This is a genomic window from Amycolatopsis saalfeldensis, from assembly GCF_900110575.1.
Lineage (GTDB): Bacteria > Actinomycetota > Actinomycetes > Mycobacteriales > Pseudonocardiaceae > Amycolatopsis > Amycolatopsis saalfeldensis.
Genome location: NZ_FOEF01000010.1, coordinates 286,779 through 311,883, shown reverse-complemented (window position 1 = coordinate 311,883; position 25,105 = coordinate 286,779). Strand labels below are relative to the sequence as shown.

The following is a 25,105-nucleotide window of genomic DNA, read 5'->3' as shown; positions in this document are numbered from 1 at the left end:
CCCCGCCGCCATCAAGGTCTGGCGGCACGCATGGAACGACTTCACCCCGTTCCTCGACTATCCACCCGAACTCCGCAGGATCGTCTACACCACAAACCTGATCGAGAACATCAACTTCCAGCTCCGCAAAATCACCAAGAACCGCGGCCACTTCGACAGCGACACCGCCGCGGCAAAACTGCTCTACCTCGGACTCCGCAACATCACCAGCAACCGAGGCGGACCATCGGGAACCGGCACCCGAGGCTGGAAACAAGCACTAAACACCCTCGCCGCACTCTTCCCAGACCGACTCCCACTCCACTAGAATAGAAGAAGAAATCGTCCGTGGCTTACACGGAAATCATGACAGGGCCGACTCCAACTCCGGCAGGCCGCTGCGATCGATGACGGACCGACACGCGTGTCCAGGTCAGCGTCCTCGACCTCATCGGATAGCAGCACACCAGGTTCGTTGATCCACGTCGGGTCGAACGCAATCCCGCGAACCAGCCACGCCAGCGCCTCCCATTGTGACCGAGTCAGCGGCGCGACCTCGTGCACCTCAGCCTCCAGCAGTCGCCGAAATGTTCCCGGCGGCAGCGACGGCGCCGCGACCGCGGTGCGACTGCGGGCCAGCTGCAATGCCTTGTCGATCGCGTTCACGCTGACACCGAGAAACCGGGCAACTGCTGCCCGGCCGCCCCGGCCGGCCATCGCTACCGCCCGCTCCACCGCTTCGGCTCGCCGCACCGGCAATCTTTCAGTTCTCTCATGATCGATCTCGTCCAGAGCATGACGTAACGGAGCCTGCCACGCAGGCACTGATGAAACGCCTGACACAGTCAGCTCCCTATCCGCTTCACGACAGGATACTATACTTGTAATTACAGTTAGCTGTAGCAGCAAGTACAGTCTACGGTATCGACGAGGTCATCACTGTCCCTACCGTCGTCGGCGGTCTGCTGGGGTTGTTCAACCGCGTCTCGCTGGCCTGCGGATCTTCGGCCGCGACGTGGTGGACACCGCGGTCAACAGGGTCGGCGAGATCCTGGCTGGCTAGGGCTGCCGCTACGACGACGACCGCCACGGCACCTACGACCGGTCCCGCCTGCCGGTGTCTCTGGCGCACATGATGTTGGTCAACCGCAGGCCGCTGCTGGCCGATCTGACCAGCAGCGGCCTTCACCCGGCTCCGAGAACACCCGGACATGCAGGGACGGCAAGCCGACGGGTTCCACGCCTTCCATCGCGCGGCCGCGGCACTCGGGCACTGCGACCCGACAGCGCCGCCGGACCGGCTCGATCGTGAGGCCGGCGGTGTCGACGACATATTCGAACTCGTCGCGGTCCCGGTTGCGGGCGAGCAGCCGATCCGGTTCGACCAGCGCTGTCCAGATAGCACCGGAGGGCCGGCCTCTCACACCATCGACGGCGTAAGCGCGGGCGGTCACGGTCGGCGACCCGCGCAGCTACTACCAGGCCAACACCGTCTACTGGGACCGCACGCCCCCTACGCTCACCGCGTGACCCGGAAAGGACCCACCCCCTCATGCCCGAGCTGATCGACGTCGTCACCGACCTCAACGAGCCCACCGGCCAGGTCGTGGACAAGAAGGCCGCCCACCGCGAGGGCCTGTGGCACCGCGTGCTGTCTGCGCTGGCCGTCGCCCCCGCCCGTGGCACGATCCTGCTGCAGGTCAAGGCCGCTGACCGTGTCCCCGGCGGCCCGCCTGCGGTGCCGGCCGTCGACTTCACCGTCGGCGGGCACCTGCTCGCCGGCGAGGATCCCGCCGACGTGCGCGAAGTCCGGGAGGAACTGGGCCTGGACCTGACCTACGCCCAGCTGCACTACCTCGGCATCCGCCAGACCGCAGCCACCCTCCCCGGTGGCCGGGTCGAGCGGGAATTCCAGTACTGGCACCTCATCCCACTCGAGCGCCAGATCGAGGACATTCCGCTGGCCGACCCCGAAGTGGCCGGCCTGGTCGAGGTCACCATCGAGGACGCGATCCAGCTCGCCGACGGCCGCACCGACGTGGTGCCCGCGCGCTGGAGCCGCCGCGGGCCCTGCGGCATCGAGGCCGGCGACGCCCGGCTCGCCACCGCGAACCTCGTCACCAGCTACGTACGCGCCGACAGCGACCGGATCTTCCTCAGAATGGTCATCGCCGCCCGGCGCTACTGCGCCGGCGAACGTGACTACCTGTTCTGGTAAGCACCCAGGGCCCGCACGGGTCCGACGCGGGTTCCGCAGCAGTCGCCTGTCCAGCGAGGGTTTCCAAACCGGAACCGCTGCGCCCGGACTGGGCCGAGACGCTGGCAATGTCGCGGTCGCTGCTGCCGCACTGCTCGTTGGCTGACATCGACGCTTGCATGGAGCAGACCGCGGCCAGGCCGATGGTGCTGCCAGAGACGATCGTGTGCAAACGCGGCAAGGTCTACTGTCGTGTGGGGCGGCGCGTTCCGTCCACTCGGCAGATTGGCACGTCAGGCGCCCTGTTCGGCGTAGGTGGTAGGGGCTTGCTCTACGGGCGTCGTTCGGTGCATCTGCGGCGTGCCCGGTCGTCGCAGAGTGAGCGCCGGTGTTGTCGTGAAACGGCCGGGCCTGGTACTGCTGGCCGGTGCCCGCCAGGACCTTAACGGACCGGTAGCATCGGAGTGTGGATGACGAACTATTCGCGTTCATCGATGCTCGACTCGATGACGAGTGGGAAAGCCTAAACGCGAGAATCCAGGCGGGTAGCGCGACGCTCGCGGATAGAGCCGCAATCTCGGATCTGTATCCGACAGAGCGCGATCGAGCGCATCCGCCTTCACCGTTTCAGTACCTTGTGGCCGCACGGTGGTCAAGCCACCCTGACTACCGCGCCGAGTGGGGCGCGCGACGTCGCCCCTGACCTGACCGTGTGGTTGCGGGCCCAGCCCGATAAGGACAACAGGTCGCGCACCGGACTCGATGCGGGAAGTGAAGGACGACTGCCCTGAGCAGCCGGTGATGCCGGTCAGTGTCGTGCAACGCGTGATTGATCGCGGCCCACTGCGCGGCGTCAGCCCGGACGCCACGGGGCGGATCAGTCGAGTCGGTCGATTCGCTTGAGGAAGCTCGGGTCGACGACGATCTCGCGCTCACCGCGGGTGTTGAACGCGGCCAGTACCGCCTCAAGCGCCACTTCTGCCCGGAAGAGAAATGCCGGTGTGCGCTCGGTCTGTTCGCGTCGGCGACGGAACTGAGCGGCCTTGTGGCAGTCGGTTGTCCAAGCCATGCCTCGCCGACGGTGGTGGATCGCGCCGCGATAGATCGTCAGCATGTCAGGCAGCGCCGGATAGTTGGTGGGCAGCAGCAGCCGGCCTGCCTCGCGGAACATCTCTACCCAGGACGTGGCGCCGATGACCATTTCCGGTGAGGGATCGGCCCGGGTCCATGCGTCGGGGAGCAGATCGCGGAGGCCGTCGCGAGTGATCCTGCGGGCTACCCAGGCCTGATACAGCAGCGTGGCCCCGTCCTGCCGGCCCACGAGCTCGCCGCGCAGCCGCGCGGCCTCCTGGTCGACAGGCTCATTCATCGGTACTCCCGGACGGACTCGGCTACCTGCCGGTGCCCCGCGATGGCACCTCAGCGTTGTTCCAGGTGATCAACCAACGCTACCTCAAGAACTCCACGATCCTGACCACCAACGTCGGGAACGGCGGCTGAGGGACAGCTTTCGGTATCGCGACCGTCGCCGCCGCGACGCTGGGCCGCCTGTTGCACCGCGTCACCGTCGTCGGCATCGACAGCCCCTCACACCGGCTCCGCACCCAGTAGTCCACATCGGACAAGCTCCGCAGGGCGGTGAACACGCATGTCTCCAGCCTCGCACGACCCGAGCTGGGACGTGCCCTGCACGACCTTCCCGATCCGCTGGGACGTGTTGATCGCGACTGGCCGCCAGGCCACGTCCCGCCTTTGCTTTTCCCACCAGCGCGAGGGCATCGCCGCGGCTTGCCACGAGATCGACCGCGCCGGCCACCCGTGCAGGCCCGTCGTCCCCATCAGCCCCGTCGCTGCTGCAACTGGTGGCACAGCTGGGCTGCAGCACTGCGGCGGCCCGCGGTCGAGTGGCTTCCGATGGTGGCGGCAGATGTCCACGGTGGCACCTGACGGACTGATCCCGTTCGGGCTGCTGACGCTGGCCATGCTGGTGCTGATGGCGACCGAACGGCCGGCGCTGAGGTGTCACGCCGACGCCCGCGCGGTCACCGCGCCAGCGGTGCGGGAGTCCTGGCTCTAGCTCGTGCACGGCGGTCAGTACTGCAGTGGTAGTGGTCGTCTTGCCGGTCACAGTCGGCGGGGTTGGAGCCACGGCAGGGATTCCTCCAGGAGTTGGGACAGCTGCTTGCCGTTCTCGGACGCGATCACACCGAGCGCCGGTGCGGCCAGGCGTGTCAGCGCGTCCACCATGGCCACCAGGACCGGACGTCCATGTCGGCGGGTATGCGACACCAATGCCTGCTGCATCATCTCCGGCCACTCATCTGGCCGGGCGCTGATCAGCAGCACCAAGTCCTTCGCGGCCAGCGCACCGTCCCGGTAGATCACGGTCTCCCGGCGCCAGCCGTCTTTGTCTGTCAGGTCTGCATCTATTCCCAGGATGTCCGGGACCGGTGCGTCGGGCAGCTCATCCCGCAGCTCGGTCAGGGAGGTAAGGAGTTGGGAGGCGATCTCGTCCAGCTCGTTGTCCGTGGTGCCGGACCAGATCCCCCAGGTCATGGCGACAGCCATAGCGAGGTCGTCTGGCTGTCGAGGTTGGTCGGTCATGCGGCACAGCCTGTCGCGGAGGACGCACGCTGTCGACCAGTGCCGATCGGTTGCGCGGCAAGTTTGTGCCATGGCCCTGATCAGGGTCGCCCCGAGATCGGCCCAGGTCGCCAACTCTGCATAGTCCACTACCTAATGTCACCCGATCGGAGTAATTCCGGGTGGACAGTGGTCCGAGTTGACGCGCCGGCTCGGCGCCCGGTCTCGGGTGCGGGACAGCCGGCTACGGTCCCGACGGGGTTCTGGGGCACGAGCTCGAGTTCGTGGATGTGGTCGCGTCATCGGCTGGGGGAGTCGCGGCCCGAGCCGCCGGTGGATGCGTGGCCGGGCTGCGCAGGCGGGCAACGCAACAGCAACCGTGGCAGGTGGGTTCTCGGGGAGCGGGCTGACCGCGAACGTGAGGGCTGTTCGGCGCCGTCGGCCTGGTTCGGCTCGCCATCGGGATCGACGCGGTTCGCGGCTCCACCCGGACGGGACGAACGCGTTGACGACTGCCACCGCGCCCTTCAGGGCACGATCCTGTCTGCCGGGCACCCCGTGCATGACGAATACGTGGGGAACGGCTTCTCCGGTCACACGTAGCCGCAACCCCATCAGTTACTTCGGCTCACCGCTCGATTCGCCTACGTGCGGGTGCAGGCGCGGCGAGTCCGTTCCCGTTCGCCGTGACTTCCTTGCCGGGCACGACTAGCGCGCCATCCACTGGCGGATCGCGACGGTTGGCAGCGCGATCGATGTCCTCGCATGGTTCGACAAACCCGGACCGAAGTTCCCAGCACGCGGGACTGACGAGAGGTCGAGTATCGGCCGAAGCCCAACCTGGAAATCTGACCAGGCAGGTCTCGCATGTTGCGTTCAACTCGATGACCCGTCCGCCGTCCTGGTGGACGGGTCATCGTCCGAGGCGGACCGGACGAGCGACAACAACCGCTTCATCTCGTCACCGCGATGGAAAGGCGCTCAAACCGTTGCGGCGCTGACCTTCCGGCGTGACCACGCAGGTGTTCGCTGCCGAGATCTCCTCGGGTGAGTCGGGTCAGTCGGGTCGGGATTGATGCGGGGACGATCCATGTCCCGCGGCACGCGCGGATCGAGGGGGACTGGCGCGACGCACCGTTCTGGCGGGTGTGTTCGGCTGAGCCCAGGTCGATCGGGCTACGGCAGATCAGTCAGAACTTGATGTCCCGGTAGCGGGAACGATGTCGAATCGTTCGCGTCGGCCTGCCAAGGCTGCTTCGGCGGTTTCGAGGCCGACGTAGCGCTCGGCGTCCTCGCGACTCCAGGTGCCGGCCAATGTGTATGGCGAGCCGCTGTAGTGCCCGTACTCGATGATGCGCACCCGTTCATCAGCATTCGTAGGCACCTTGCTCGCCCCCTCATTGCGAAGGTCTCGGACCTCGACGCAGTCTACCCTGGAAGCGTGCTCAGACCGTCGACGCCGCGGCATCAGCACCTCCTCAGCACATCGCGGACCTTGCGGAGCGCGACCAGACTGGCATGCGACAGAGACTACAGCCGGGACGAGATCTGCAAGCCGGGTGGACTCGGCAGCCCTGCCGCTGGGTGCGCATGGCGGATTGCGGGGTGGGACGGGTTCGGCTGGTAACGGTGTGCGGAGGTGGACGTGGTGGAACACGCCAGTAGTCGCGAGCGATTCCGCTGGGTTCCTCGCCGGTCTGGCGTGAACTCAACGCCGCCGGCCATAGTCCAGGTGGCGTGCCGATCCTCAGGGCGTCGGGACGATGACGAGCGCGTCAGAGGGCACTCCGTCGGAGAGGGCGTCCTCGTTGTACTGACAGAAAACATCGTCCGAGGTGAACACCGCCGTGCTGCCGCGGAGGATTTGTTGTGCCCGCTGGTAGTCCGGCGCCACCGCGACACCGAGGTAGGCCAGGGCTCCGCCGTCAGGGATGGAGGGATCGATCGCGTCCCCGGCCCGGGTGCTGCACCAGGCGTGCTCGATCGCGAACGGGACGTTCCGGGTCAGCACGTATCCTTCGACGTAGGTTGCTCCAAGTAGCGTCGGCATACTCGGTCTCGTTGATGAAGCATCGCCCCGGCGGCCCTTGGCATCGCCCCTCCTGGCCAGTCCACCGGCTGGAATTCGATGCCGAGTTCCAGCACGAGGTCCGCGAATGTGGAGTGCTTCCAGCCCACGCGGTGCGGAAACAGGCCACGGTGCACCTTGGCCTCCACCCGAACAAGCTGACGCAGCCGATCCCCGGCACCAGTTGCGTCATCGTCACTCATACCGGCAGACACGGCGCCTCCCGAACCTGTTCCCGAACACCGCAGCCTTCAGCGCTGTCCAGCACTGCGCGGGAAGCCGCGCTAGCGCCTGGTTGATGCTCTGTTCCCGTTCCCTGTCGTCGGACGTCGGACGTCGGACGGAGCTTGGAGCAGGTGAGGCGCATCCGGGAGGATGTGCGGTGCTCGCCTTGGACTCGCCAGTCGGCGTTGCCGTCGAAGGCCACCCCGAACGCAGGGCCCGGGCGGGCGGCGTAGCGGGTGACCGCATCCCGGACGACACCGGCTGTTGTCGCGCTGGCCAGGTCGGGGAACTCGCTGGCCAGCGCCGCGACCACGGCGGCCGCGTAACCCGCACCGCTTTTGCCTGTCCTCACAGGGAATCTCCTCAATCCGTTTCATCTGCTAGGCATCTGCGGTCCTCCTCCCGCGATCAGTTCGTCGCAGTGGCCCGAAGAGTCGTCCTGCCACAGGTTGGCCAGGTTCATGCATGGTCTCAGGTATGCCTCGGCGATCAAGACCCGTACCCGGCAGATGCCCTCAACTGCCGAAGCTGGGCCGCCGGGTCGGGCCGCGCTTACCGGCGCCGCAGACACGATGCATGCCGCCGGCCGAGGAAGCCAGCATCAGACCGGCTGTCGGGACCAGCGTTGGAAACACCGTCCGCGCGGACCGAGCGTGCACTTCTCCGGGAGCGCCGGGTCGCTCCCGGCGCCATCGAACCTGTTGGGGCGCAACGGGATCATTGCCAAGTCAAGATCGATCGTCGCATCCCACCTGATGTCAGTCCGCTACGAAAGGCCTCTTTTGTAGCGGAGCTCGATGGGCTCTAGATGGGGGCGTCGTCGGCTGAATATGCTGTCTCAGCCGACTTGATGCGGACGCGGCGAACCTGATGCGCGTCGCGTGCTACCTGATGCGGGTCTCACGAAAGTGATGCAAGAGGCTCTGCCAAAATCGCGTCCTTCGTTGGTCGAGGGACGGGAGCGCCGGGTGGCGGGGACTGGGCTGCGTGCGATGCGCGGCGGCCGCGGTGGCAGGACTACAGGTTTCGAGGTCGGATTCGTGGACGAGCGGAATGGGGAGGTGCGGATGCCGCTCGGTGACGCGGTGTCCGCGCCGTTCGATCGTGCCGCGCCGGTGCGGTCGTTCCCGGTGTACAAGCGCCAGCGGAACTTCCCCGGCTTCTACTACGCGGCCTGCCTCAATGCCGGGTCAGCACGTTCTACGAGGGCGAGATCAACACCGTCACGTCCTGGCTCGACGCGGTGCGGGCGCACGGCAGCCTGGTCCTGCTGGCCCAGGCCCGCGACGGCGCCGAGGACTGGGCCATCGGCGTCACCGCCGCCACGGCCTGACCTCGCCGCACCGGCGCCCCGGTCGTGTTTTCCCCGCGGTGTGCGGGGGTGAGGATCCGCAACCCGCGGGCCCTGCAGACCTGTGGAGTACCGATGAGCACCCTCGTCCGCACCCCGATCGACCTGGTGCCCGAGCACGGCCTGGACCCCGCCGGCTACGACCCCGGAACCGGCGCCCGGATCCCGTGGGACGCCCCCGTCGCCGACCACGCCGACCTCTTCGACCTCGACGCCGAGGCCCTGGCCGCCGACGACGCCCGCGAGCCCGAGCCCCTGACCGTGATCGAGTACCTCACCGACGCCGCCGGCGGGGCCGGGATGAGCCTGCCCGAGTACCTGCAGCTCTAACCCGCCAGGCCTCCGCAACCACCGGGGCCGGGCACCCCGCCGTTCTGATCATTCCGACCATGCACAAAGACCCGAAGGGAGTCCCTGGTGGACCAGGACGAGGGCGGAACCATGCGTGACCAGACATGCCCCGCCAGCAATCCGCGGATTGCCGGCGGCCAGAGCACTGACCGGGAGCGCGCATGAGCAGCCGGCTGCAGAGGGCCCGCCGGGACCTGTCCATGCGCACCCACGATGTCCATCGGGACGCGCGGGAGCTTCTCATCGCCGCGGCCCTGGACCTGGCCGAGGGCATCGACGCCTACGCCCTGCCCGACACCGTCTACATCGGACACCTCCAGTCCGACGATTTCGACTACTCGCGCGGAGACCCCGAGCCTTGGCCGGCGGCCCGTGTCCGGGCCCGGCTCGACACCATCTCCGCGGCGCTGGGCCGGGCTGGTGACCTGCTCGACGCGATCGACACGGCCCCGAGCCGGCTCACGCCTGCCGCGGCAGGGATGACCGTGCACGAAGCGGCCGAGCGGCTCGACATCACCGCGCAGCAGGCGCTCGAGGACGCGATCACCGGGCAGCTCGGTGTGCCCGCCGACCTGCTCGACGACTTGCTGGGCCGGTACCAGTACCTGCCCGTCGATACCGGCTCGCACCCGCGGCGAGCCCGGGGAATCCACGCCGGCCGGTGCGACGGAGGCCGCGGGGCAGCGAGGACGTGGTGGCACGCGCTGGAAACCTACGCTGGAATCCACCCCGAGCGGCTGTCTGCCGTCGTAGAGCTGCTGACCACCGGGCCCGAGGGATGAACCCGCCCGGATACTTGCAGCTCTAGCCTGGTCAGGTCGTGACCGGATGCCTGGGCACGACCTGACCGGCGATGCCGTCGGAACTGGGCCAGGAGGGCACACCGCGCGCGGCGGTATCGAGCGTTCTCGCGCCGGTGAGCGACCGCTCGCGGGTGACGCACTTACCTGCTACCCGCGCGCCGAAGGACCCGGCAGGCCTACTTTCAAGGAGAAGCCCGTCCATGACCGCCGACGACCACGAGCCGGCCGACCGGGCCCGGCTCGTGGCGCGCGCCCGTTCCTTGCTACCGGCCAGGTGCTGCCAGCCGGATGGCCAGCCCGCACGAGGCGGGCATGGCCCGCACCCGGCTGACCGCGTTCCTGTCCAGGCACGGCCTGACCCACGCCGATCTCGACCAAGATCGCCAGGCCTTGACCACCTGGCCCGGCTTCGACGGCGACGGGAGAATGCCGGAGCCGCGCCCGAAACACGTCGTGCACCGGATTGAGGGGCTCACCTCGTCCGGTAGGAAATGGCAGGCGTGGTGCCGATGCGGGCACGGCAGCACACCGCGGACTACCCGCGACCGGGCGCTGGAGGCGCTGCGCACCGGGCACTTGACGGAACCCCCAGTGCGCTGCCTGTGCGGGAAGGACTACACCGACGCCGGGTGGATGGGCATCCGCGACGGCCTGCGGGTACTGGTCGACACCCTCAACGGCGACGAGTTCATGTGCTGCGAAGACATCATCCACGGCAAGGCCCAGTTCTAAACTCCGGCGGACAGCAAAGGTGTTCACGATCGCCGGCGCCCCTCCGGACGAGAGGTACTGCTGGCGCGCGTAGCGCAGTCGCTCTTCGGCATGGACCACCGAAGCACCACCGCCTGATGCCACCGAGCCATCCGCACGCCGGGGTTTCCTGGTCACGTTCAGGGACGCTGGAGCGGCGCCGGGTCACCAGGCCGTACACACAGTAGGAGAGCCCTGCCGTTGGCAGGATCCATCCATACTGCTCGACGGGTCGGCGAGGTAGAACTGATGCAGCAGCCTCCAGCGGAAGGCACACTGCGCGGGGTCCTGCTCGACCTCGACCAGCGCGACGGATTTCACCGTCATCGGCGCGTAACTCGGCCGCACCTCCCGGCGGAGGCGACCCTGCACGGAGTCGCTGGCCTGCGTGGCCGATGCGTACGCGATCGCCATGTGCGCCGGACGGGTGTCGTAGGCCACCGCGTCCGGCCCGCACACCTCGGCGATCACGCGCCGCGCCTCGTCGAGCAGGGCATCGAACTGCTCGACGTCGTCCGCGTCCGCGACCGCACTTCGGCCGTGGGCGAGCACGGAGCCGATGAGCATCGTGAACGCGGGAGTCGCAGCGAAAACCTTGCCCAGCTCGGTGATCAAGGTTCTGCGGGTCGCCGCGTCGATGGCGTCGGCGTGCCGGCCGTGGTGGATCGGCTGGAGCGTCATGTGCAAGCACTCGTCGGGCAGCGGCCGATCCGTCGCCGGGTACCCGGCGAGGAGCTTGCGGCACGCGGTGACGAGCTGGGCCAGCCCGCGATCATGCTCCAGATCGGGCACGAGGATCAGTTGCAGCTCACGATGTCCCGGCGGCCACAGCCAGTCGCCCACGAAGAAATTCTCCACGGCCCTACAAGTACCGGCCACAGTCGATCCGGTGGCTCGAGTGACCCGATCGAGTGACTGCTGAGCAACCGCCCCCGGCGAATATGATCATCAGGTATCACAGGGTCAGGGCACGTTTCCGCCATCCATGGGCGTGTCAACGATTGTGGCCGGGCTTCCCCTCCCCCTCGGAGGCCCGGCCGCTCGTATCCGGATGACGCAAGGGATCCCGTGAGCGCTCTGCAGGTCTCGCCGATGTCCGCGATCGCAGCATGCCGTTCGGGAGCCAGTTCGAAGTCGGCTACGGTCGCCACGTTGAGGACGTCGTCGACGTCGTCCAGCGGGGCCCGCCTCCGCGACGAGCAGATCATCAACCGACCCGTCCGGCGAGCGCGGTGGGCGGCCGGGTTTCGGCGGCCATGCCGAAGGTGCGATGACCGTGTCGGAGGCGCTGGAGATGTTCGCCGAGGACATCGGCCTGTAGCTGCACGGGGTCAGGTACGTTGAGATCGCCTTTGCCTCGTGCGCGACCACCACGTTGTCGTGCGCGACTGGGTCGCGCTTACGACAGCCGCACCGCGACGGCTCCCTCCGGGCTGAGCGGCTAGTTACCTGCGCTCGACGGCGCCTTAGCCGCCATCGGCGCCCCGATCTGACCTCGGCCGGCTGGTTGGCTGATGGTGCTGGTGCCGTGCGGGTGCGGGATAGGGCGTCCCCGGTACTCGGCGGGGTCCCGGTGTTCGTCGTCAGAGCCCGGCGTGGGCTGCCAGCGCCGGGAGGTCGGCGGACGTCCGGCCGGGCGTGTCGAGCATGGTGGTGATCAGGTCCCGGACCGAGGGCCGCTGGATTTCCTGTGGCGCGCAGGCGAAGGCCATGTTCAACGCGCTGCTGGCCTGGTCGAGGTTGCCGTGGTCCTTCCACGCTCGCGCACCGTCCACATAGGAACGCGCCCGGCGTTCGGCGGTTGGCAGGCGGCCGGGCACGACGGAGGCGAAGTAACTCAGGGCCTTGGCCGAGTCGCCGAGAGCGGTGTGCACCCCGATCCGGTAGACCGCGACGGTTGTCTCGCTGAACTGGGCGGTGCCGGTCCCGCCTACGGTTCCGGGTAGCCGGCGTGCGGCGTGCTCGGCTTCCTCGATGAGGCTGACGGCTTGGGCGGTGTTGCCGTTCTGGGCGGCGGAGTAGCTCGCGGCGCACAGCAGAGATCCGTAGGTCGCCAGCAGCGGCGCCTGCGGATCGCCGTGATCAGCCCCGAGGTCGAGCGCGGTCTTGGTGAGCATGGTGATCGCGCCGGTCAGCCCGGCGTCCCGTTCGATCCGCTCGGGGGCGCCGAGGGCGTCGCGGCGCATCGCGATGGCCATGGTGCGGGAGCTGGCCGCGATCGTCAGCAGGTCGCCGCTTTCTTCGGCGGCCGCGTGGGACCGGTCGGCGGCGACGCGGGCGACGGTGTCGCGGTGCCGCTTGGTCGCCAGCTCCGAGCCGAGCAGGTACGCGCGGGCCAGGGCCGCGGACATCCGCTCCCGCAGCTGGCCGGCGGCGGCGTCGCGGCTGGCGTGGGCGGCGGCGATGAGCCGGGGCAACGCGCCGGTGAGCTCGCTGTACTCGCAGCGCTCAAACGCCTGCTGCGCCTGCTCCAGCGCCAGGTGCAGCGTCACCAGCGGCACGGGCGTCGCCGGAAGCGTCGACTTCGCGAGCAGCAGCGCCTCCAGCGATTCCTCGGCGGAGGCCGCGCGGGCGGTCCCGGGCAGCGCCCCGGCGATCGTGAAGCCGACCAGCCCCGCGAGAACCTGTCGTCGCCGCATCGCCTCGTCACCGCCCTGTTCGCCGGAGGTAGTTGCGCCGACAGTAACCGGCCAGGCACGATCGTGCGTTTCTGCCGCGCCGGTCACGACGGGGGCCAGCCCGAACAGGTGCGGCGGGATCGCGAGGACGTCGGACAGGGTCCGCAGGTAGCGCACGTCGATGAGCTTGCGCTGCCCGGTTTCCATCCTCGACAAGGTGCTCACCGACAGGTGACATCGAGCCGCGACCTGCGCCAACGTCTGGTGCCGGGCTTCGCGCACGGCCCGCGCGAGCAGACCGTAGCGGCCGTCGGCGGCAGCGCGCAGGACCTCGGGCGACGACCAGAACGGGTGCAACGCGTCCATCGGAACCTCCTCACCGATCGTCCCTCACCAACCACCCTGAGCGACAGCCCGAACGTGCACCTTGCGTTTTGACAGTTCCGCAACTCCGTTGCCCGTCCCGCACACGCCCCTGCCGCACAGGCCGGTCCCGCGCGTTCCATGAAGCTCCCCGCTCCGATCGAGCACCGTTGAAAGGGAGACCGTCGTGACACACCCCCGGCACCGCGTCCCCGTCGCCCCCAGCCTGGCCACCGCGCTGGCCGAGAACGACTTGAGCATGGACGGCCACGCCTGGGCCGCGCCCCGCGTGGAGGCCGCCCGCGCCATCCTGCGTGCCGCCGGCGCCGCGCTGGTGCACAGCCTCGCCGACCGGCTCACTCTCCACGGCTGGGCGATCGCGGCATTCCCGGAGGAGCTGTCCGACGAGTTGCTCCGCCGCGCGGCCGCGGGCGCGCTGGCCGGGGTCGGTGTGCCGTTCTTCTCCATCGACGGCGGCCGCGGGCTCTGGCTGGACGGCTTGTCCGGGCCCGAGCGTGACCCGAGCAGCTTCGGCGGAGTCGCCGCCCAGGCCCTGCACATCGACGCGCCGAACGTGACCGCGCCGCCGGACTACACCAGCCTGCTCATGCTGCGCCCCGATCCCGCCGGCGGCGGGCACTCGATCCTCGCCGATCTGCGCGCGGCCGCGGTCCTGCTCGCCGACGACAATCGCGACGTCCTGCGGCGCCCGGTGTTCTTCGAGGGCCGCGCCGAGCAGCTGCACGGAGTCGGCGAGCCGCTGCTGCCGTTCCCCATCCTCGAGGACGGGCGACCCGGGGACACGTGGATCAGATGGGCCGGGAAGCTGCTGACCGACCAGCGCAACACCGGGCACCGCCCGGTGCTCGAACGCTTCGCGTCGCTGCTGCACCTCACGACGCAGCGGGTGCTGCTGCGCCGCGGGGAACTGCTGATCGCCGACCAGCGCCGCGTCGCGCACGGCCGCACCGCCCTCGGCCGCCAGGACAACCTCGCGCCGTCGGCACGGCGGTTGCTGTGCCAGGCCAAGGCCCGGCTCGACGCGGCCGCCCCGGTGCACCAGGTGCCGGGTCTGCGAAGCGCGGCGTGACCGGGCGACGCACGGTCGACGTCGCCGTGGTCGGCACCGGGGTGATCGGGCTCGCGGCCGCGCACGCACTGCTCGCCCGCGGGCTCACCGTCACGGTGCTCGCGCCGCGCCCCTCCTCGGCGCCGGGGCAGGCCAGCGCAGCGGCGGGCGCGATGCTGTCCCTGTTCTCCGAGGTTGACGCCAGCCAGCCCGAAGAGCGGGTCGAGCTGGAGGTCAGCCAGCGGCTGAGGAGCTTCGCCCGGTACCCGGCGTGGCTGGACGGACTCGCCGCCGCGTCCGGTGAGCCGCTGGTTCCGCTGGTCGCGGGCACGTGGGTCGTGGCTGCCGACGCCGAACGCGACGACGTGGCCGCGATCGCGCGGGCCGCCCGCTCAGCGACCCACCCCGCCGAACTTCACCACGGCGCCGGCGTCGACGGACTACGGCCCGAGGCCACGCCGGGAACCGCGCTGTGGCTGCCGACCGAGCCGAGCCTCGACATCACCCGCCTGCTGGGCACCCTCGGCGCGGCCGTGACCAGGCACCGCAACGCCCACTGGTACGACTCGCCGGTCGGCAGCGTGACCCCGGACCGGACGGCGGTCCGGTTGCAGTGCGCGGACGGCACGCCCGTGGCGTGCGGGCGGGTCGTGCTGGCCGCGGGCGCCGGGATTCCGGCGCTGCTGGGCGAGCAACGCCGCGAGCTTGGGGTGCCGCCGGTGCTGGCCGGGCGCGGCGTCAGCATGGTGCTCGGCACCCCGCTCACCGTCGAGCACACCGTCCGCACCCCGAATGCGGCGTTCACATGCGGCACCCACCTCGTGCCGCGCGGAGACGGGACGGTCTACCTCGGCGCGACCAACCGGCTCACCCTCGCCCCGAAGCTCGACGGCGCGGCGACGCTGGACGAGATCGCCGTGCTGATCGGCGACGCCACCCGCGTCATCGAGCACCGGCTCGCCGGCGCCGAGCTGCTGGACACGCAGGTCGGCTACCGGCCCTACACCCTCGACCATCTGCCGCTGGTCGGGCCGACCGCCGACCCGCGTGTCCTGCTGGCCACCGCGACCTACCGGTGCGGTGTGCTGCTCGCGCCGCTGCTGGCCGACCTCGTCGCCGACGAGATCACCGAACCCGGCTCCCTGGCCTGCCACCCCTACCGCGCCGATCGCCTGATGCCCGCCCCACCGCTGAGCGACCTGCTGACCCCGGCGACACTGCGCGGCCTCGCCGACCACCTCGCCGGGCCGGGCGCCCGCTCCGGTGGCGCCGGCCAGCGGCAGCTCGCGACGCTGCTCGCCTCCACGCTGCCTGCCGTCTTGGCCACCCGCGACCCGATCGGGGCCGCGGCGGTCCGGCTGTTCGCCCAGGCCCCAGTCGTCGAAGTGCTGCCGTCCCTGCTCGCCCTCGCCGAACGCCCGGAGGCCCGCCCATGCCCGATCACACCGTCGATCCCGCCACCACGGTCTTCATCGCCGCAGCCAGTCTCCGAAGCCACCGTTCCGGCGACCTGACCCGGGAGCACCAGCTCGACGGACTCGGTTTCGATTCGCTCGACCGCATCGCGCTCGCCGTCGCCATCGAGCGCGCCACCGGCCGGACCGTCCCGGACCTGGTGCTGGCCACCGCCGGGACGCTCGGCGACCTGATCGACCACCTCACCGCCAACCCGGAAGGCACGCCATGACCGCCAGCGCCGACTATCCCCTCGCCGAGCCGAGCGCCCACGTCGCCTCCGGCGCGCGGATTGGCGCCGGCACCCGCGTATGGCACCAGGCCCACGTCGCCGACGACGTCGAGATCGGGTCCGGCTGCACGCTGGGCACAAGCTGCTACGTCGGCTCCGGGTCACGCATCGGCGACAACGTCAAAATCGGCAACCACGCCGACGTGTTCGGCGCGCAGCTCGACGACGGCGTCATGATCAGCCCGCAGGCCGTGCTCACCGAAGACCGCGCGCCCCGGGCCACCCGCCCGGACGGGCAGCGCCAAGGCCCCGGCGACTGGACGTCGACGCCGGTCATCGTGCGCCGCGGCGCCACCATCGGCGCCGGGGCGCGCGTCGCGCCCGGCGTTGAGATCGGGCCCTACGCCATGGTCGGGATCGGCGCTGTCGTCCTGCGCGACGTTCCCGCGCACGCCCTGGTCCTAGGCAATCCGGCCCGTGCGATCGGCTGGGTCTGCCGCTGCGCGGCTACCCTCGCCGACCGGATGCGGTGCCCGCGGTGCGCCCGAACCTACGAACTGGTCGCCGACCTGCTGAACGAAGTGCAACCCGGTCCGTAACGCGACGCCGGTCACCGGCGGACTCGGCGGGCTGGGTAGCGTCGCCGCGCATGACCCAGGTATGGCCACCGCCCGCCGAGTACTACGCCACCCTGCCCAAACAGATCGCGGGTGCGGGCGTCATCTTCCGCGACACCGAGGGCCGCGTCCTGCTCGTCGAGCCGAACTACGGCGCCGAGCCGTGGGAGATCCCCGGCGGCGCACTCGACGAAGGCGAATCCCCGTGGGCGGGGGCGCGCCGCGAGATCAAGGAAGAACTCGGGTTCGACCTGCTACCCGGCCGGCTGCTGGCCGTGGACTGGGTTCCGCCACAGCCCGACGGCCGCCCCGCCCTGACGAACAGCCTGTTCGACGGCGGAATCCTCGACGACAACCAGATCGCCTCGCTGCGCCTGGCCGACGGTGAGTTGAAATGCTCGAAGTTCGCCACCCGCGAGGAGAGCGCGGCCATGCTCCGGCCGCACCTGGCGCGACGTGTCGCCGGGTGCCTCGACGCCCTGGACACCGGCCAGACTGCGTACCTCGAGAACGGCTTCGATCCACTCGCGCACGACGACGCCCCCTGACACGTCAAGGGCACACTGCCGAGCGTCCTGCGGTGCTCGCCCCCGGGCAGCCCGGTCGGGCAAGGACCGCTACACGACGTGAAGAACCGGCTGGTTCGGTCAGCTGAGATACGTCGATGAAATGTCACGCGGCCGCCGAAGAGGTGATCAGCCTGGTGGTTGTGGGCCGGCAACCCGGAGATCCGCGACCGCGCGACGTGGCAGCCGCTGTTCACCGCGACCGAGCACCAGGCGACGACGATCGACGAGGCCGAGGAGGACGGGATCAGCAGCGGCGAGACCGCCGCACTCGTTCGCCACGACGTCACCCTGGCCGACAGCACGATCCGCGTCCTGTTCGACGTGGTCACCGGCTGGTGGTACCGCGGCGAGGGCGCCGTCGCCGGCGAACGCCACTGGATCAGCGCGGACGAGACGGCCGCCCGCCGCTACTACGGGGAGCACCGGCCGAAACGGCAGTGAGTCAACGGCGATCGGGCCTCGGGGGCAGTTCGTCGGTGTCGCCGACGAGCCGGTGCAGGACCGCACGAGGCGTGCGTCCAGGTTCGAGTCGACCTTGCCGGACACAGGCGGCGGGCACCCCCCGCGGCGGCCTCGCAGATTGACGACGCGTCCCGAATTCGGCGGCTGACCTTACCGTGATCGCGGTTGCGCCGATCGGCTGGAGTCCCCTTTATCTCGGGGCTGCCGACTCTCTTTGCCGGGGACGGATGGGACGCTAGCGGAATCGACCACGGAAGGGACTCCCAACTGATGACCTACCAGCCTGAGCGAGAATTGAACCTGACCTACGATCCGCAGCGGGGATGGTTCGACTTCGTGCTCTACAGCGAAACGCCGAAACTGTGGGGTGCTGCGCTCAACGCCACCCAGCAACTGCGCGATTCCAGCCGGTACACGCAGGAATGGATTGGTCGGTTGCAGGACACCGAGCCGACCCCACTTCACATGGCGCTGGTCTCCAACGACGACGCCCCGCGGCTATGGAGTTCCTGCGTCTTCGACGACCCCGAGTCGCAGTCGGCGGTCGCCGGCGACGGCTGCCTGTGCCTGACGACCTTCTACGATCCGCTCACCTGGATGCCGGTGGTGAAACAGCACTACCGCACGGTGACCGGGAACATCGAGACCTGGACCTACTGGACGTTCTCGCCGTTGTCGCTGCCCGAGGGCCAGGTGCTGGAGCGGTTGATCATCGATCAGGACGCTGGCGTTATGTGGCTGCGCAACGACCGCGGCGAGCTATATTTCCTGCCCGAGAAGACTGGCGCGGGCTACAGCGTCGGCTACGGCGGCGGCGGGCCCGGGAAGTTCGCCGCGATGATCGAGAAGATCGTGGCCTCCGACGGTCACGACGTCACCCCGGACACGAGCCAGGTGACGGCGAATCGTCACCTGACCGACTGGACGTCCTCGCCCGTGTCGGACCGGACGCGGGAGTTGTCCCTGGCGCAGCTGCGGACCCTGCGTGCAACGGGGACCGCACCGGCCTGATCGCGCTGCTCGGCGACGATCAGCGAGGGCAGCCGTCGATCGCGGCTGACATCGTCAACATCGTGGACATCCTTCCCGCCCCCTCCCGAGAGTGGTGTTACCAATGATCCGGCCCAGCACATCTAGTGGTCGCCGGCGTCGAGCAGGAACGGAGAGGTCACCAGGCCAGCCCAGCCACCTGTGCTGGAGGTTGCCCGAAACCGCGCTTTCGCTGAGCGCGGCCGGCGTACCATCACTCGCCGTGCCTGGTTGAGTACCGGGTTTCGGGGAGGGAATGACGTGGACAACCTTGCTGACCTGGCAGCGCAGGCCGCCGCGGCCGCCGGAGGCTACCTCGCGGCCATCGCGGGAAAGGTCGCCGACAAGGTCAAGGACGGGGCCGCGGAGCGGCTCTACGGGGTGATCGAGCCGCGGCTGCGCGGGACCGCTTCAGGCACGGCGGCCCTGGAGAACCTGCAGGAAGAGCCGCAGGCGCCGGAGCGACAGCGGATGGTCGCGGCGGTGCTGCAGGACATCGCGGTCGCCGACCCAGGCTTCGCCGAGCAACTGGCCGCGCTCCTGCCCGCCGTGGCGAGTGTCTCGGCGCAGCGCTGGACGGGAGCGCACATCCAGATCAGCGACTCCAGGCTCAGGAACAGCCAGGTCGCTGCCCGCGACATCAACAACTCCAAGCACACCCTGAAGATCGGCACCGGCGGCCTCGTCTTCGCCGCCCTGGCCCTGATCGCGCTCCTCGTCGGCGCCGGAGCCATCGGCGCCCAGATCGGCGACTCGCCGTGCGTACAAGCCGCGGGACCTGCACAGACAGACAGCGCCGGAGGCAACGTCGGCCGCGCCCCCGCAGGCCTGCCTTCCGGCGGCTCTCCAGCAACCCGTAACTACGACCACCTGCCGACAGCAGCGCCTTATGACACATTGTTGCATTTCTACTACTGGATAGCATCCAGCAAGCGGGAAAATCGCAGCGCGGGCGATCCTTACAATGCATGTCTCCTCATGTCGCCTCAAGGTGAGAGTGCGTTCCTCCGAGATGTCGGATTCAAAGACTGCAATAGCGCAGTGGAAGGAATTGAGTCACAGGTCACCGATCACGGCGCCTACAATAACTTCATCGGAAACGTCGAGGAAGGTATTTGCGGAGACTTGGCCGGAGACCAATCTCCGGAGGCGCAACGTCTTGTCGCAGGCCTGAATGTCGGCGACTGCATCGCGACAGGCCAGTACCTGAAAGGCTCACCGGAACTTCATCAGGTCACCTTGGACTCGTGCCTGTTCAGTGTCAAAGGCGGACCCGCCCTGGGTGTCTTCATCCTCACCACAATCGGTAAAGGCTGGATTATCACCGGACACCAGCCTGGGCCGAAACAATGCTGACCACTCCTGCCGCAAGCGAGCCGATCTGGAAGGCAGCCTCGCCGATACGGCCCTGGTAAGCGAAGACGACGGGTGAGGCGAGTAGCACGGGTTGTGGGAGTCATTTCCGCGCGCGTGGCGGACTGTCGGAGCTGGGTTTGTCGGTGAGCCGGAGTGCGAACAGGACGTCGGGGTGGATCTGCAGGTCGCTGCGGTTGCGCGGCGCGTAGATCGCGACGTGGCGGCTGATCAGGTAGGTGGGGTCGAGGTTGATGCGGGCCAGGTCGGTGTGGGTGAGGTCGTCGCTTTTGTCGGGGAACGGCTGAAGGAGCTTCTCTCGCACCAACGCGAGCAGGGCGACTGCCAGGTGCTGGTCCGGCGGTTGCTGGGCGGCGTGGTCACGTTCGAAGCGTTCCCTCAGCGCACCCGGGCGGAGCAGCAGTTGAAGCTGGCCGAGCGGGAGCGGGCGAAGGTTGCCGAGCTGACCGCCGCCGGGGAGAAGGCGTCGTTGCGGTCGTTGCAGCGCTTCCGGCGGCCGCTACCGGGCCGCCGGAAGTTGATTGTGAGTGGCTGGAGTCCTGGTCAGGCATCTGAATGCGACGTTGGCCTTACTCCTGGACGGGTTGCACGTAGGCCCTGGCGAACCAGTGGCCAACGGTGGCGGCGTGCAGGTGCCCGCCGATGACCCGGTCGCCTTCGACTCCGAAGCCGGCGTGCAGGTGCACGGTGCCGTTGCGGATGTCGCCGACGGCACTGGTGATCTCGCCTGGCAGGTCGTAGGCGGTGATGGTGTCGGCGGACGGGTCCGCCGATGGCATGGTGGAGACGGTGAAGCGGTCGACAGCGCCGATGAGGGAGACAATCACGCCGTTGCGCACCCCGGCATCTGCGGCTTGGCGACGGATCTCCTCGACCAGGTCCGCATCCTTGATCTCGATGACGATCATTGGATTCCTTCTGTCGTGGCCAGTGCGATGTGACGCAGGGTCTCGCGGCTGGGCTCGGTGTGCAGTGCGCTGGTAAGCGCGGTGGCGGCGGCGGGGTGGCGGAACGCGACCTGTCCGAGCATGGAGGCGCTGCACCATCGGGCACCGGCGTCGCGTCGGTTGCCCAGTTCGCGGGCGAGTGCCGCGATCTGGCGAGGGTTCGCCCGGCTGGGTTCGAAGTCCGCAGCCTGCCCCCACGGGAGGTGCAAGACCCGTGCGGCTACCGCTGTCCGGTACAGGGCGCGGGTCTCGGTGTCGCGTTCCAGGGCTGCGGCAACGGCGTCCACCGCGTTCTCGTCGTGCGACTTCGCCAGGATGCCGGCCGCGTTGACCCGCAGGATCGGGGTGGCGCCGTCGGTGAGCCAGTGCCGCAGGTGCAGCATCGAGACGCGATCCGTCTGCACGAGGAGCCAGATGATCAGATCGGTCTTGTGGGTGGTCTGGACGGTGGCCAGGGGGTGTCCGTCGCCGGACGCGATGCATTCCGCTATCGACGCGGCGGTGCGCGCCTCGCTGTCGTCAGCTGATTCGTTCAGGGCCAGGGTGGAGGCCCCGAGGAGGAATTCCCTGCGCCGCACGGGTGATTTCTCCCTCTCCAGCGTGGCCAGCGGGGTATCCAGGACGGCCGCCAGGTGGCCCAGCCAGAAACGGCGGGGGGTGCGCTTGCCGTTCTCCCAGCGGGAGACCTCCTCACGGGTGAGCGAGGCCGGCTGGGCGCGGTCGGACAATGCGCGGGCGAGGTCGTCCTGCGACCACCCGCGGGCCGAACGTAGATCACGGATCAGATCCCCGAAAGCCATCCTCCCAGTTTGGCCACCCCCTTGGCCACGGGCGGCCCGTATGCCGGAACGAGACTGTTTTCCGGACCGGATTCACCCCGCAGTGCCCGATCCGAGCAGTCCGGAAGGGAGGACTCCCATGCTGGTGAGCCCAAGGCCCGGCGTCCGATGGCTGCCCGCCCGTGTCGCAGACTGGGAAGCCTGGCAGTTGGAGCTGCTCGAACAGGCCGGCGAGCGCCTGGGCGCGGAGCTGTCCCGCACAGGGCGCGTCTACCGCTGGAGCGCCACCGGATCACCAGCCTTCTTCGAAGGCGTGCGGGTTTGGCTTCGGGTGAGCGCCTTCCTGGAGAACACCATGGACGCCGAGGCGTGGCGCGGCACCGCCGAGGCGGGCACGCTGAAGGGCATCTGCAAGCCCGCACTGCTGGCGCGCACTGAGTGGACCACCAATGGACCGACTCCCGTCCCGGTCAGCGGCGAACTTCTGACCTTCGTCAGCGACCCGGTCGCCTCGCGCAGCCGCTTCCTGCAGGAGCCGCCGACGCTGGCGGCGTCCTGGATGGGGGATCTGCGCTCCTCGCTGGACGCCCTGTCCGAGGCGGCGACGGAGCGGCGGTTTCGAGTCCACGATGCCGAGCAGTACGGCTACCTGCTGAACGCCACCTACGGGTGTTCGCATCCCGTGGGGATCGCCCCCGAGTTCGGGACCGAGCACATCGATCTGACCTGGGGCAACATCAGCGCGCCGAATCTGACCATCATCGACTGGGAGCACTGGGGCGTCGCGGTACGGGGCTACGGCATCGGGTACCTCTACCTGACATCCCTCGCAGTGCCGTCAATCGCCCGCCGAATACACGAGACGTTCGCCGACCTGCTCGACAGCCCCACCGGCCGGTACGCACAGCTCGTCGCTGCGGCCGTCATCATCAGGAACCTGACCCACCTGCCCGACGACGCCGCGCTCGCCCCTTTACTCCACCGCCACACGGACAGGCTCCTCGCACAACGGTCTTGAGAGAGCTCCTTCAGCTTCCGGGAGGCACCACGTGAATCACCAGCTCATCGCCAGTCCGTATCCGCACGGCCACATCGTCGTGAGTCCGGGCCGCAACGGAGGAATCCGGATCGGCGCCGACCGGTACACCGAGCTGCAAGACGCCGACCCCAACGACCCGGTGCCCAGCTGGCTGGCCGACGCGGCGCGCAACGGATGGAGGGTTGACGTCGCAGTTCTGTCCATCGGAGACACGGTCCGAGTCCGCCCGGAGTCCGAGTACGGCTACGCACGCGCGAGCTACGAGCTCAACCTCGGCTGCAACTACGACTGCGAGCACTGCTACCTGGCCGAGAAGACGTTCGCCGGAATGGAATGGGAAGGCCGCGAGCGGCTGCTCACCATCATGGCGCAGGCCGGCGTGCTGTGGCTTCAGCTCACCGGAGGCGAACCGCTCATCGATCCCCTGTTCGCCCAGACGCACGCCTTCGCCTACGACCTGGGCATGATGATCCAGATCTCTTCCAACGGCTCGCGCCTGTCCCGTACGAAGACGCTGGAACTGCTGACCGAGCGCCGCCCCTACCGGTTGACCTTGAGCATGTACGGGGCCACCGAGGAATCGTACGACGGGCTCACCCGGCGCAAAGGATCGTTCAAGCGGTTCACCCGCGGCGTCGCTGCGGCCCACGAGGCCGGGTTGCCGATGCGCCTCAATCTCGTGATCACCAAGCGCAATGAGCACGAGATCCCGCAGATGAACGCCTTCGCCGACCGGTACGGCATCGAGCGCTTCGAGTACACGAACATCACCCCGACCATCTACGGCGGCGGCGAGGTCCTGCCTAGCCAGGCCACCGAGGTTCTGCGCACCCGCGCCCCGTACACCGGATGCAACGCCGGCGTCACGCACTTCCACTGCGACCCGCACGGGAGGGCGTCCATCTGCAAGATCGGCCGGGAGAGCCAGGTGGACCTGATGGCTGAAGGGGCCCGTGGCCTCAAGCGCCTGGCGGAGATCGGCGACCGCCTCACCGCCCGCCACGGCGGGTGCGCCGGATGTGGGCTCTCCAAGACCTGCGGGACCTGCCCGCCCATGGCGGAGCTGTACCGCAAGGCACAGGCACCACTCGCCCAGTACTGCCAGCACACAGAGAGGTAGTGCCCATGACCGCTGTCGCGATCGAATTGACCCGCCGTCCGCCCGACGAGGACGAGGAGGAGACGCCCGACCTGACCGCTGCACTGGATCCCGACGCCGTTCAGTTCGTCGGCGAGACGGACGACCTGCTGGTGATGTGCGCGTGCAGTAGCAGCAGCGACCAGCCGTACCAATAGGCGCTCGACAGGCTCTGGGGACCTGGCAAACTTGCCAGGTCCCCAGAGCCTGTCGAGGATGCACACATGCAACGCACTGCTTGGACCGATCTGCCGGCCGCCCTCACCTGGGCCGTCGAGGCCCGCACCGGTCGCATTCTGGAGGCGCGGACAGCGACCGCCGGCGAGAACTCACCCCTCGCGGCGTTCATCAGGTCCGAGAGCGGGACGACCTTCGTCAAGGGCATCCCCGCAGACCACCGGCGGGTCATCACGCAAAGCCGCGAGGCCGCCGTGACGCCCTTCGTCCAGGGGATCTCCCCCGCGCTCCTGTGGCAGTTCAACGAAGCGGGCTGGACCGTCCTGGGCTATGCGTACGTGGAGGGACGGCACGCCGACTACCGCCCCGGCTCGCCGGACCTCGACGCGCTCGTCCACCTGATGACCGCCCTCGGCAAGATCAAGATCCCCGGCGACCCGCTGTTCAAACGGGCCGAGGACCGCTGGAAAACTTACGTCGCCACCCCCGAGGAGGCAACCCTGTTCGCCGGCGACACCCTCGCCCACTCCGACTGGGCACCGGACAACGTCCTCGTATCGGCCGACCAGGCATGGCTGATCGACTGGGCCTGGCCGACGCTCAGCGCGCCATGGCTCGACGCGGCGAGCTGGATCCTGCGGCTCATCGCAGCAGGCGGACACACACCTCGCGAGGCTGAGCTAACCGCCTTCCGCGTCCCGGCCTTCGAGGCGTCCGACCCCGACCACGTAGACGCGTTCGCCGCCGCCAACGTAAGGCTGTGGACAGAGATCGCGAACTCGAACCCCACCACCTGGACGAAGGAAATGGCACAAGCAGCCTGGGACTGGTCCCAGCATCGGCGCCCACGCGCCACCAGCGCGTAAGGAGGTGTCGCACTTGTTATGCCGCGCACCCAGTGGTGAGCCTGCCGTACCGCGACCTGGCTCT

At 68.9% G+C, this 25,105-nt stretch carries 29 protein-coding genes and 1 pseudogene; 19 read left to right on the top strand and 11 right to left on the bottom strand.

What is annotated here, in order from left to right; genetic code table 11:
• The coding region (locus tag BMY97_RS23765; protein ID WP_143086268.1) for a transposase at nucleotides 1–307 on the top strand (307 nt) is incomplete at its 5' end.
• On the opposite strand, the gene BMY97_RS46110 is transcribed toward BMY97_RS23765, so the two are convergent.
• The gene (locus BMY97_RS46110) at nucleotides 304–645 is read right to left on the bottom strand and encodes a hypothetical protein (protein ID WP_143086267.1); all 342 of its coding nucleotides are present in this window, start codon (nucleotides 643–645) and stop codon (nucleotides 304–306) included. The genes BMY97_RS23765 and BMY97_RS46110 overlap by 4 nt on opposite strands.
• A gap of 476 nt (nucleotides 646–1,121) precedes the next feature.
• Nucleotides 1,122–1,433 (bottom strand): hypothetical protein, encoded by a 312-nt coding sequence (locus tag BMY97_RS46105; RefSeq protein WP_143086266.1) that lies wholly within the window; start codon nucleotides 1,431–1,433, stop codon nucleotides 1,122–1,124.
• Between the two features lie 98 nt (nucleotides 1,434–1,531).
• Here BMY97_RS46105 and BMY97_RS23760 point away from each other — a divergent pair, with 98 nt between their 5' ends.
• Entirely contained in the window at nucleotides 1,532–2,197 is a 666-nt protein-coding gene (locus tag BMY97_RS23760; RefSeq protein ID WP_091619804.1) for an NUDIX hydrolase, read from the top strand.
• Nucleotides 2,198–3,053: 856 nt separating this feature from the next.
• Here the strand turns inward: BMY97_RS23760 and BMY97_RS23755 are convergent.
• Complete coding sequence (locus BMY97_RS23755) at nucleotides 3,054–3,545, bottom strand: hypothetical protein (protein WP_091619801.1); 492 nt, start codon at nucleotides 3,543–3,545, stop codon at nucleotides 3,054–3,056.
• 17 nt (nucleotides 3,546–3,562) lie between these two features.
• Here BMY97_RS23755 and BMY97_RS49170 point away from each other — a divergent pair.
• Together BMY97_RS49170 and BMY97_RS47185 are read left to right on the top strand one after the other, a co-directional pair.
• Nucleotides 3,563–3,676 (top strand): annotated as a pseudogene (locus tag BMY97_RS49170) (ATP-binding protein); the annotation flags it as partial.
• Nucleotides 3,677–4,103: 427 nt separating this feature from the next.
• Nucleotides 4,104–4,253, top strand: a complete 150-nt coding sequence (locus tag BMY97_RS47185; RefSeq protein ID WP_177231517.1) for a hypothetical protein — start codon at nucleotides 4,104–4,106, stop codon at nucleotides 4,251–4,253.
• Between the two features lie 47 nt (nucleotides 4,254–4,300).
• On the opposite strand, the gene BMY97_RS23740 is transcribed toward BMY97_RS47185, so the two are convergent.
• The 3 genes from BMY97_RS23740 to BMY97_RS23735 form a co-directional block, all read right to left on the bottom strand.
• The gene (locus BMY97_RS23740; protein WP_143086265.1) at nucleotides 4,301–4,780 is read right to left on the bottom strand and encodes a hypothetical protein; all 480 of its coding nucleotides are present in this window, start codon (nucleotides 4,778–4,780) and stop codon (nucleotides 4,301–4,303) included.
• A 1,165-nt stretch (nucleotides 4,781–5,945) separates the two neighbouring features.
• On the bottom strand, nucleotides 5,946–6,119 hold the full coding sequence (locus tag BMY97_RS47180) for a hypothetical protein (RefSeq protein ID WP_177231516.1): 174 nt from the start codon (nucleotides 6,117–6,119) through the stop codon (nucleotides 5,946–5,948).
• 387 nt (nucleotides 6,120–6,506) lie between these two features.
• Nucleotides 6,507–6,809: a hypothetical protein gene (locus BMY97_RS23735; protein ID WP_143086264.1), complete on the bottom strand. Its 303-nt coding sequence runs from the start codon at nucleotides 6,807–6,809 to the stop codon at nucleotides 6,507–6,509.
• Between the two features lie 1,669 nt (nucleotides 6,810–8,478).
• Here BMY97_RS23735 and BMY97_RS23730 point away from each other — a divergent pair.
• The 3 genes from BMY97_RS23730 (at nucleotide 8,479) to BMY97_RS23720 (ending at nucleotide 10,289) form a co-directional block, all read left to right on the top strand.
• Entirely contained in the window at nucleotides 8,479–8,733 is a 255-nt protein-coding gene (locus BMY97_RS23730) for a hypothetical protein (RefSeq protein ID WP_091619791.1), read from the top strand.
• A 182-nt stretch (nucleotides 8,734–8,915) separates the two neighbouring features.
• Complete coding sequence (locus BMY97_RS23725) at nucleotides 8,916–9,536, top strand: hypothetical protein (RefSeq protein WP_091619789.1); 621 nt, start codon at nucleotides 8,916–8,918, stop codon at nucleotides 9,534–9,536.
• 309 nt (nucleotides 9,537–9,845) lie between these two features.
• Nucleotides 9,846–10,289 (top strand): hypothetical protein, encoded by a 444-nt coding sequence (locus tag BMY97_RS23720; RefSeq protein WP_091619786.1) that lies wholly within the window; start codon nucleotides 9,846–9,848, stop codon nucleotides 10,287–10,289.
• A 183-nt stretch (nucleotides 10,290–10,472) separates the two neighbouring features.
• Here the strand turns inward: BMY97_RS23720 and BMY97_RS23715 are convergent, their stop codons facing one another.
• Together BMY97_RS23715 and BMY97_RS23710 are read right to left on the bottom strand one after the other, a co-directional pair.
• Nucleotides 10,473–11,150, bottom strand: coding sequence for a 2'-5' RNA ligase family protein (locus BMY97_RS23715; protein WP_143086263.1), 678 nt, complete (start codon nucleotides 11,148–11,150; stop codon nucleotides 10,473–10,475).
• A 740-nt stretch (nucleotides 11,151–11,890) separates the two neighbouring features.
• Nucleotides 11,891–13,291, bottom strand: coding sequence for a helix-turn-helix domain-containing protein (locus BMY97_RS23710; RefSeq protein WP_091619780.1), 1,401 nt, complete (start codon nucleotides 13,289–13,291; stop codon nucleotides 11,891–11,893).
• Nucleotides 13,292–13,475: 184 nt separating this feature from the next.
• On the opposite strand from BMY97_RS23710, the gene BMY97_RS23705 reads away from it, so the two are divergent.
• The 8 genes from BMY97_RS23705 (at nucleotide 13,476) to BMY97_RS23670 (ending at nucleotide 20,077) form a co-directional block, all read left to right on the top strand.
• Complete coding sequence (locus BMY97_RS23705) at nucleotides 13,476–14,378, top strand: TauD/TfdA family dioxygenase (protein ID WP_245787450.1); 903 nt, start codon at nucleotides 13,476–13,478, stop codon at nucleotides 14,376–14,378.
• Nucleotides 14,375–15,871, top strand: coding sequence for an FAD-dependent oxidoreductase (locus BMY97_RS23700; protein WP_091619777.1), 1,497 nt, complete (start codon nucleotides 14,375–14,377; stop codon nucleotides 15,869–15,871). Before BMY97_RS23705 ends, BMY97_RS23700 begins: the two co-directional genes overlap by 4 nt.
• Nucleotides 15,790–16,044 (top strand): acyl carrier protein, encoded by a 255-nt coding sequence (locus BMY97_RS23695; protein ID WP_091619774.1) that lies wholly within the window; start codon nucleotides 15,790–15,792, stop codon nucleotides 16,042–16,044. The genes BMY97_RS23700 and BMY97_RS23695 overlap by 82 nt, the downstream gene beginning before the upstream one ends.
• On the top strand, nucleotides 16,041–16,643 hold the full coding sequence (locus BMY97_RS23690) for an acyltransferase (protein ID WP_091619771.1): 603 nt from the start codon (nucleotides 16,041–16,043) through the stop codon (nucleotides 16,641–16,643). Before BMY97_RS23695 ends, BMY97_RS23690 begins: the two co-directional genes overlap by 4 nt.
• Before the next feature lie 50 nt (nucleotides 16,644–16,693).
• Entirely contained in the window at nucleotides 16,694–17,209 is a 516-nt protein-coding gene (locus tag BMY97_RS23685; protein WP_091619768.1) for an NUDIX domain-containing protein, read from the top strand.
• A gap of 159 nt (nucleotides 17,210–17,368) precedes the next feature.
• On the top strand, nucleotides 17,369–17,671 hold the full coding sequence (locus BMY97_RS23680; RefSeq protein WP_091619766.1) for a hypothetical protein: 303 nt from the start codon (nucleotides 17,369–17,371) through the stop codon (nucleotides 17,669–17,671).
• Nucleotides 17,672–17,857: 186 nt separating this feature from the next.
• Nucleotides 17,858–18,703 (top strand): hypothetical protein, encoded by an 846-nt coding sequence (locus BMY97_RS23675; RefSeq protein WP_218156846.1) that lies wholly within the window; start codon nucleotides 17,858–17,860, stop codon nucleotides 18,701–18,703.
• 279 nt (nucleotides 18,704–18,982) lie between these two features.
• Nucleotides 18,983–20,077 carry a hypothetical protein gene (locus BMY97_RS23670; protein WP_091619760.1) on the top strand — a complete coding sequence of 365 codons (1,095 nt, stop codon included), beginning with the start codon at nucleotides 18,983–18,985 and terminating at the stop codon, nucleotides 20,075–20,077.
• 100 nt (nucleotides 20,078–20,177) lie between these two features.
• Here the strand turns inward: BMY97_RS23670 and BMY97_RS23665 are convergent, their stop codons facing one another.
• The 3 genes from BMY97_RS23665 to BMY97_RS23655 all read right to left on the bottom strand — a co-directional run bounded on the left by BMY97_RS23665 (nucleotide 20,178) and on the right by BMY97_RS23655 (nucleotide 21,842).
• Entirely contained in the window at nucleotides 20,178–20,399 is a 222-nt protein-coding gene (locus BMY97_RS23665) for a hypothetical protein (RefSeq protein ID WP_143086262.1), read from the bottom strand.
• 265 nt (nucleotides 20,400–20,664) lie between these two features.
• A complete protein-coding gene (locus BMY97_RS23660) occupies nucleotides 20,665–21,003 on the bottom strand; it encodes a PPC domain-containing DNA-binding protein (protein ID WP_091619753.1) in 339 nt (112 codons plus the stop codon).
• A complete protein-coding gene (locus BMY97_RS23655) occupies nucleotides 21,000–21,842 on the bottom strand; it encodes a helix-turn-helix domain-containing protein (protein ID WP_091619750.1) in 843 nt (280 codons plus the stop codon). Before BMY97_RS23655 ends, BMY97_RS23660 begins: the two co-directional genes overlap by 4 nt.
• A 118-nt stretch (nucleotides 21,843–21,960) precedes the next feature.
• On the opposite strand from BMY97_RS23655, the gene BMY97_RS23650 reads away from it, so the two are divergent.
• The 4 genes from BMY97_RS23650 to BMY97_RS23640 all read left to right on the top strand — a co-directional run bounded on the left by BMY97_RS23650 (nucleotide 21,961) and on the right by BMY97_RS23640 (nucleotide 25,041).
• A complete protein-coding gene (locus tag BMY97_RS23650) occupies nucleotides 21,961–22,839 on the top strand; it encodes a hypothetical protein (protein WP_091619748.1) in 879 nt (292 codons plus the stop codon).
• 31 nt (nucleotides 22,840–22,870) lie between these two features.
• A complete protein-coding gene (locus BMY97_RS23645; protein ID WP_091619745.1) occupies nucleotides 22,871–23,980 on the top strand; it encodes a radical SAM protein in 1,110 nt (369 codons plus the stop codon).
• Between the two features lie 5 nt (nucleotides 23,981–23,985).
• Nucleotides 23,986–24,156 (top strand): hypothetical protein, encoded by a 171-nt coding sequence (locus tag BMY97_RS47175; RefSeq protein WP_177231515.1) that lies wholly within the window; start codon nucleotides 23,986–23,988, stop codon nucleotides 24,154–24,156.
• A gap of 66 nt (nucleotides 24,157–24,222) precedes the next feature.
• Nucleotides 24,223–25,041 carry a protein kinase family protein gene (locus BMY97_RS23640; RefSeq protein WP_091619742.1) on the top strand — a complete coding sequence of 273 codons (819 nt, stop codon included), beginning with the start codon at nucleotides 24,223–24,225 and terminating at the stop codon, nucleotides 25,039–25,041.
• The last annotated feature ends 64 nt before the right edge of the window (nucleotides 25,042–25,105 follow it).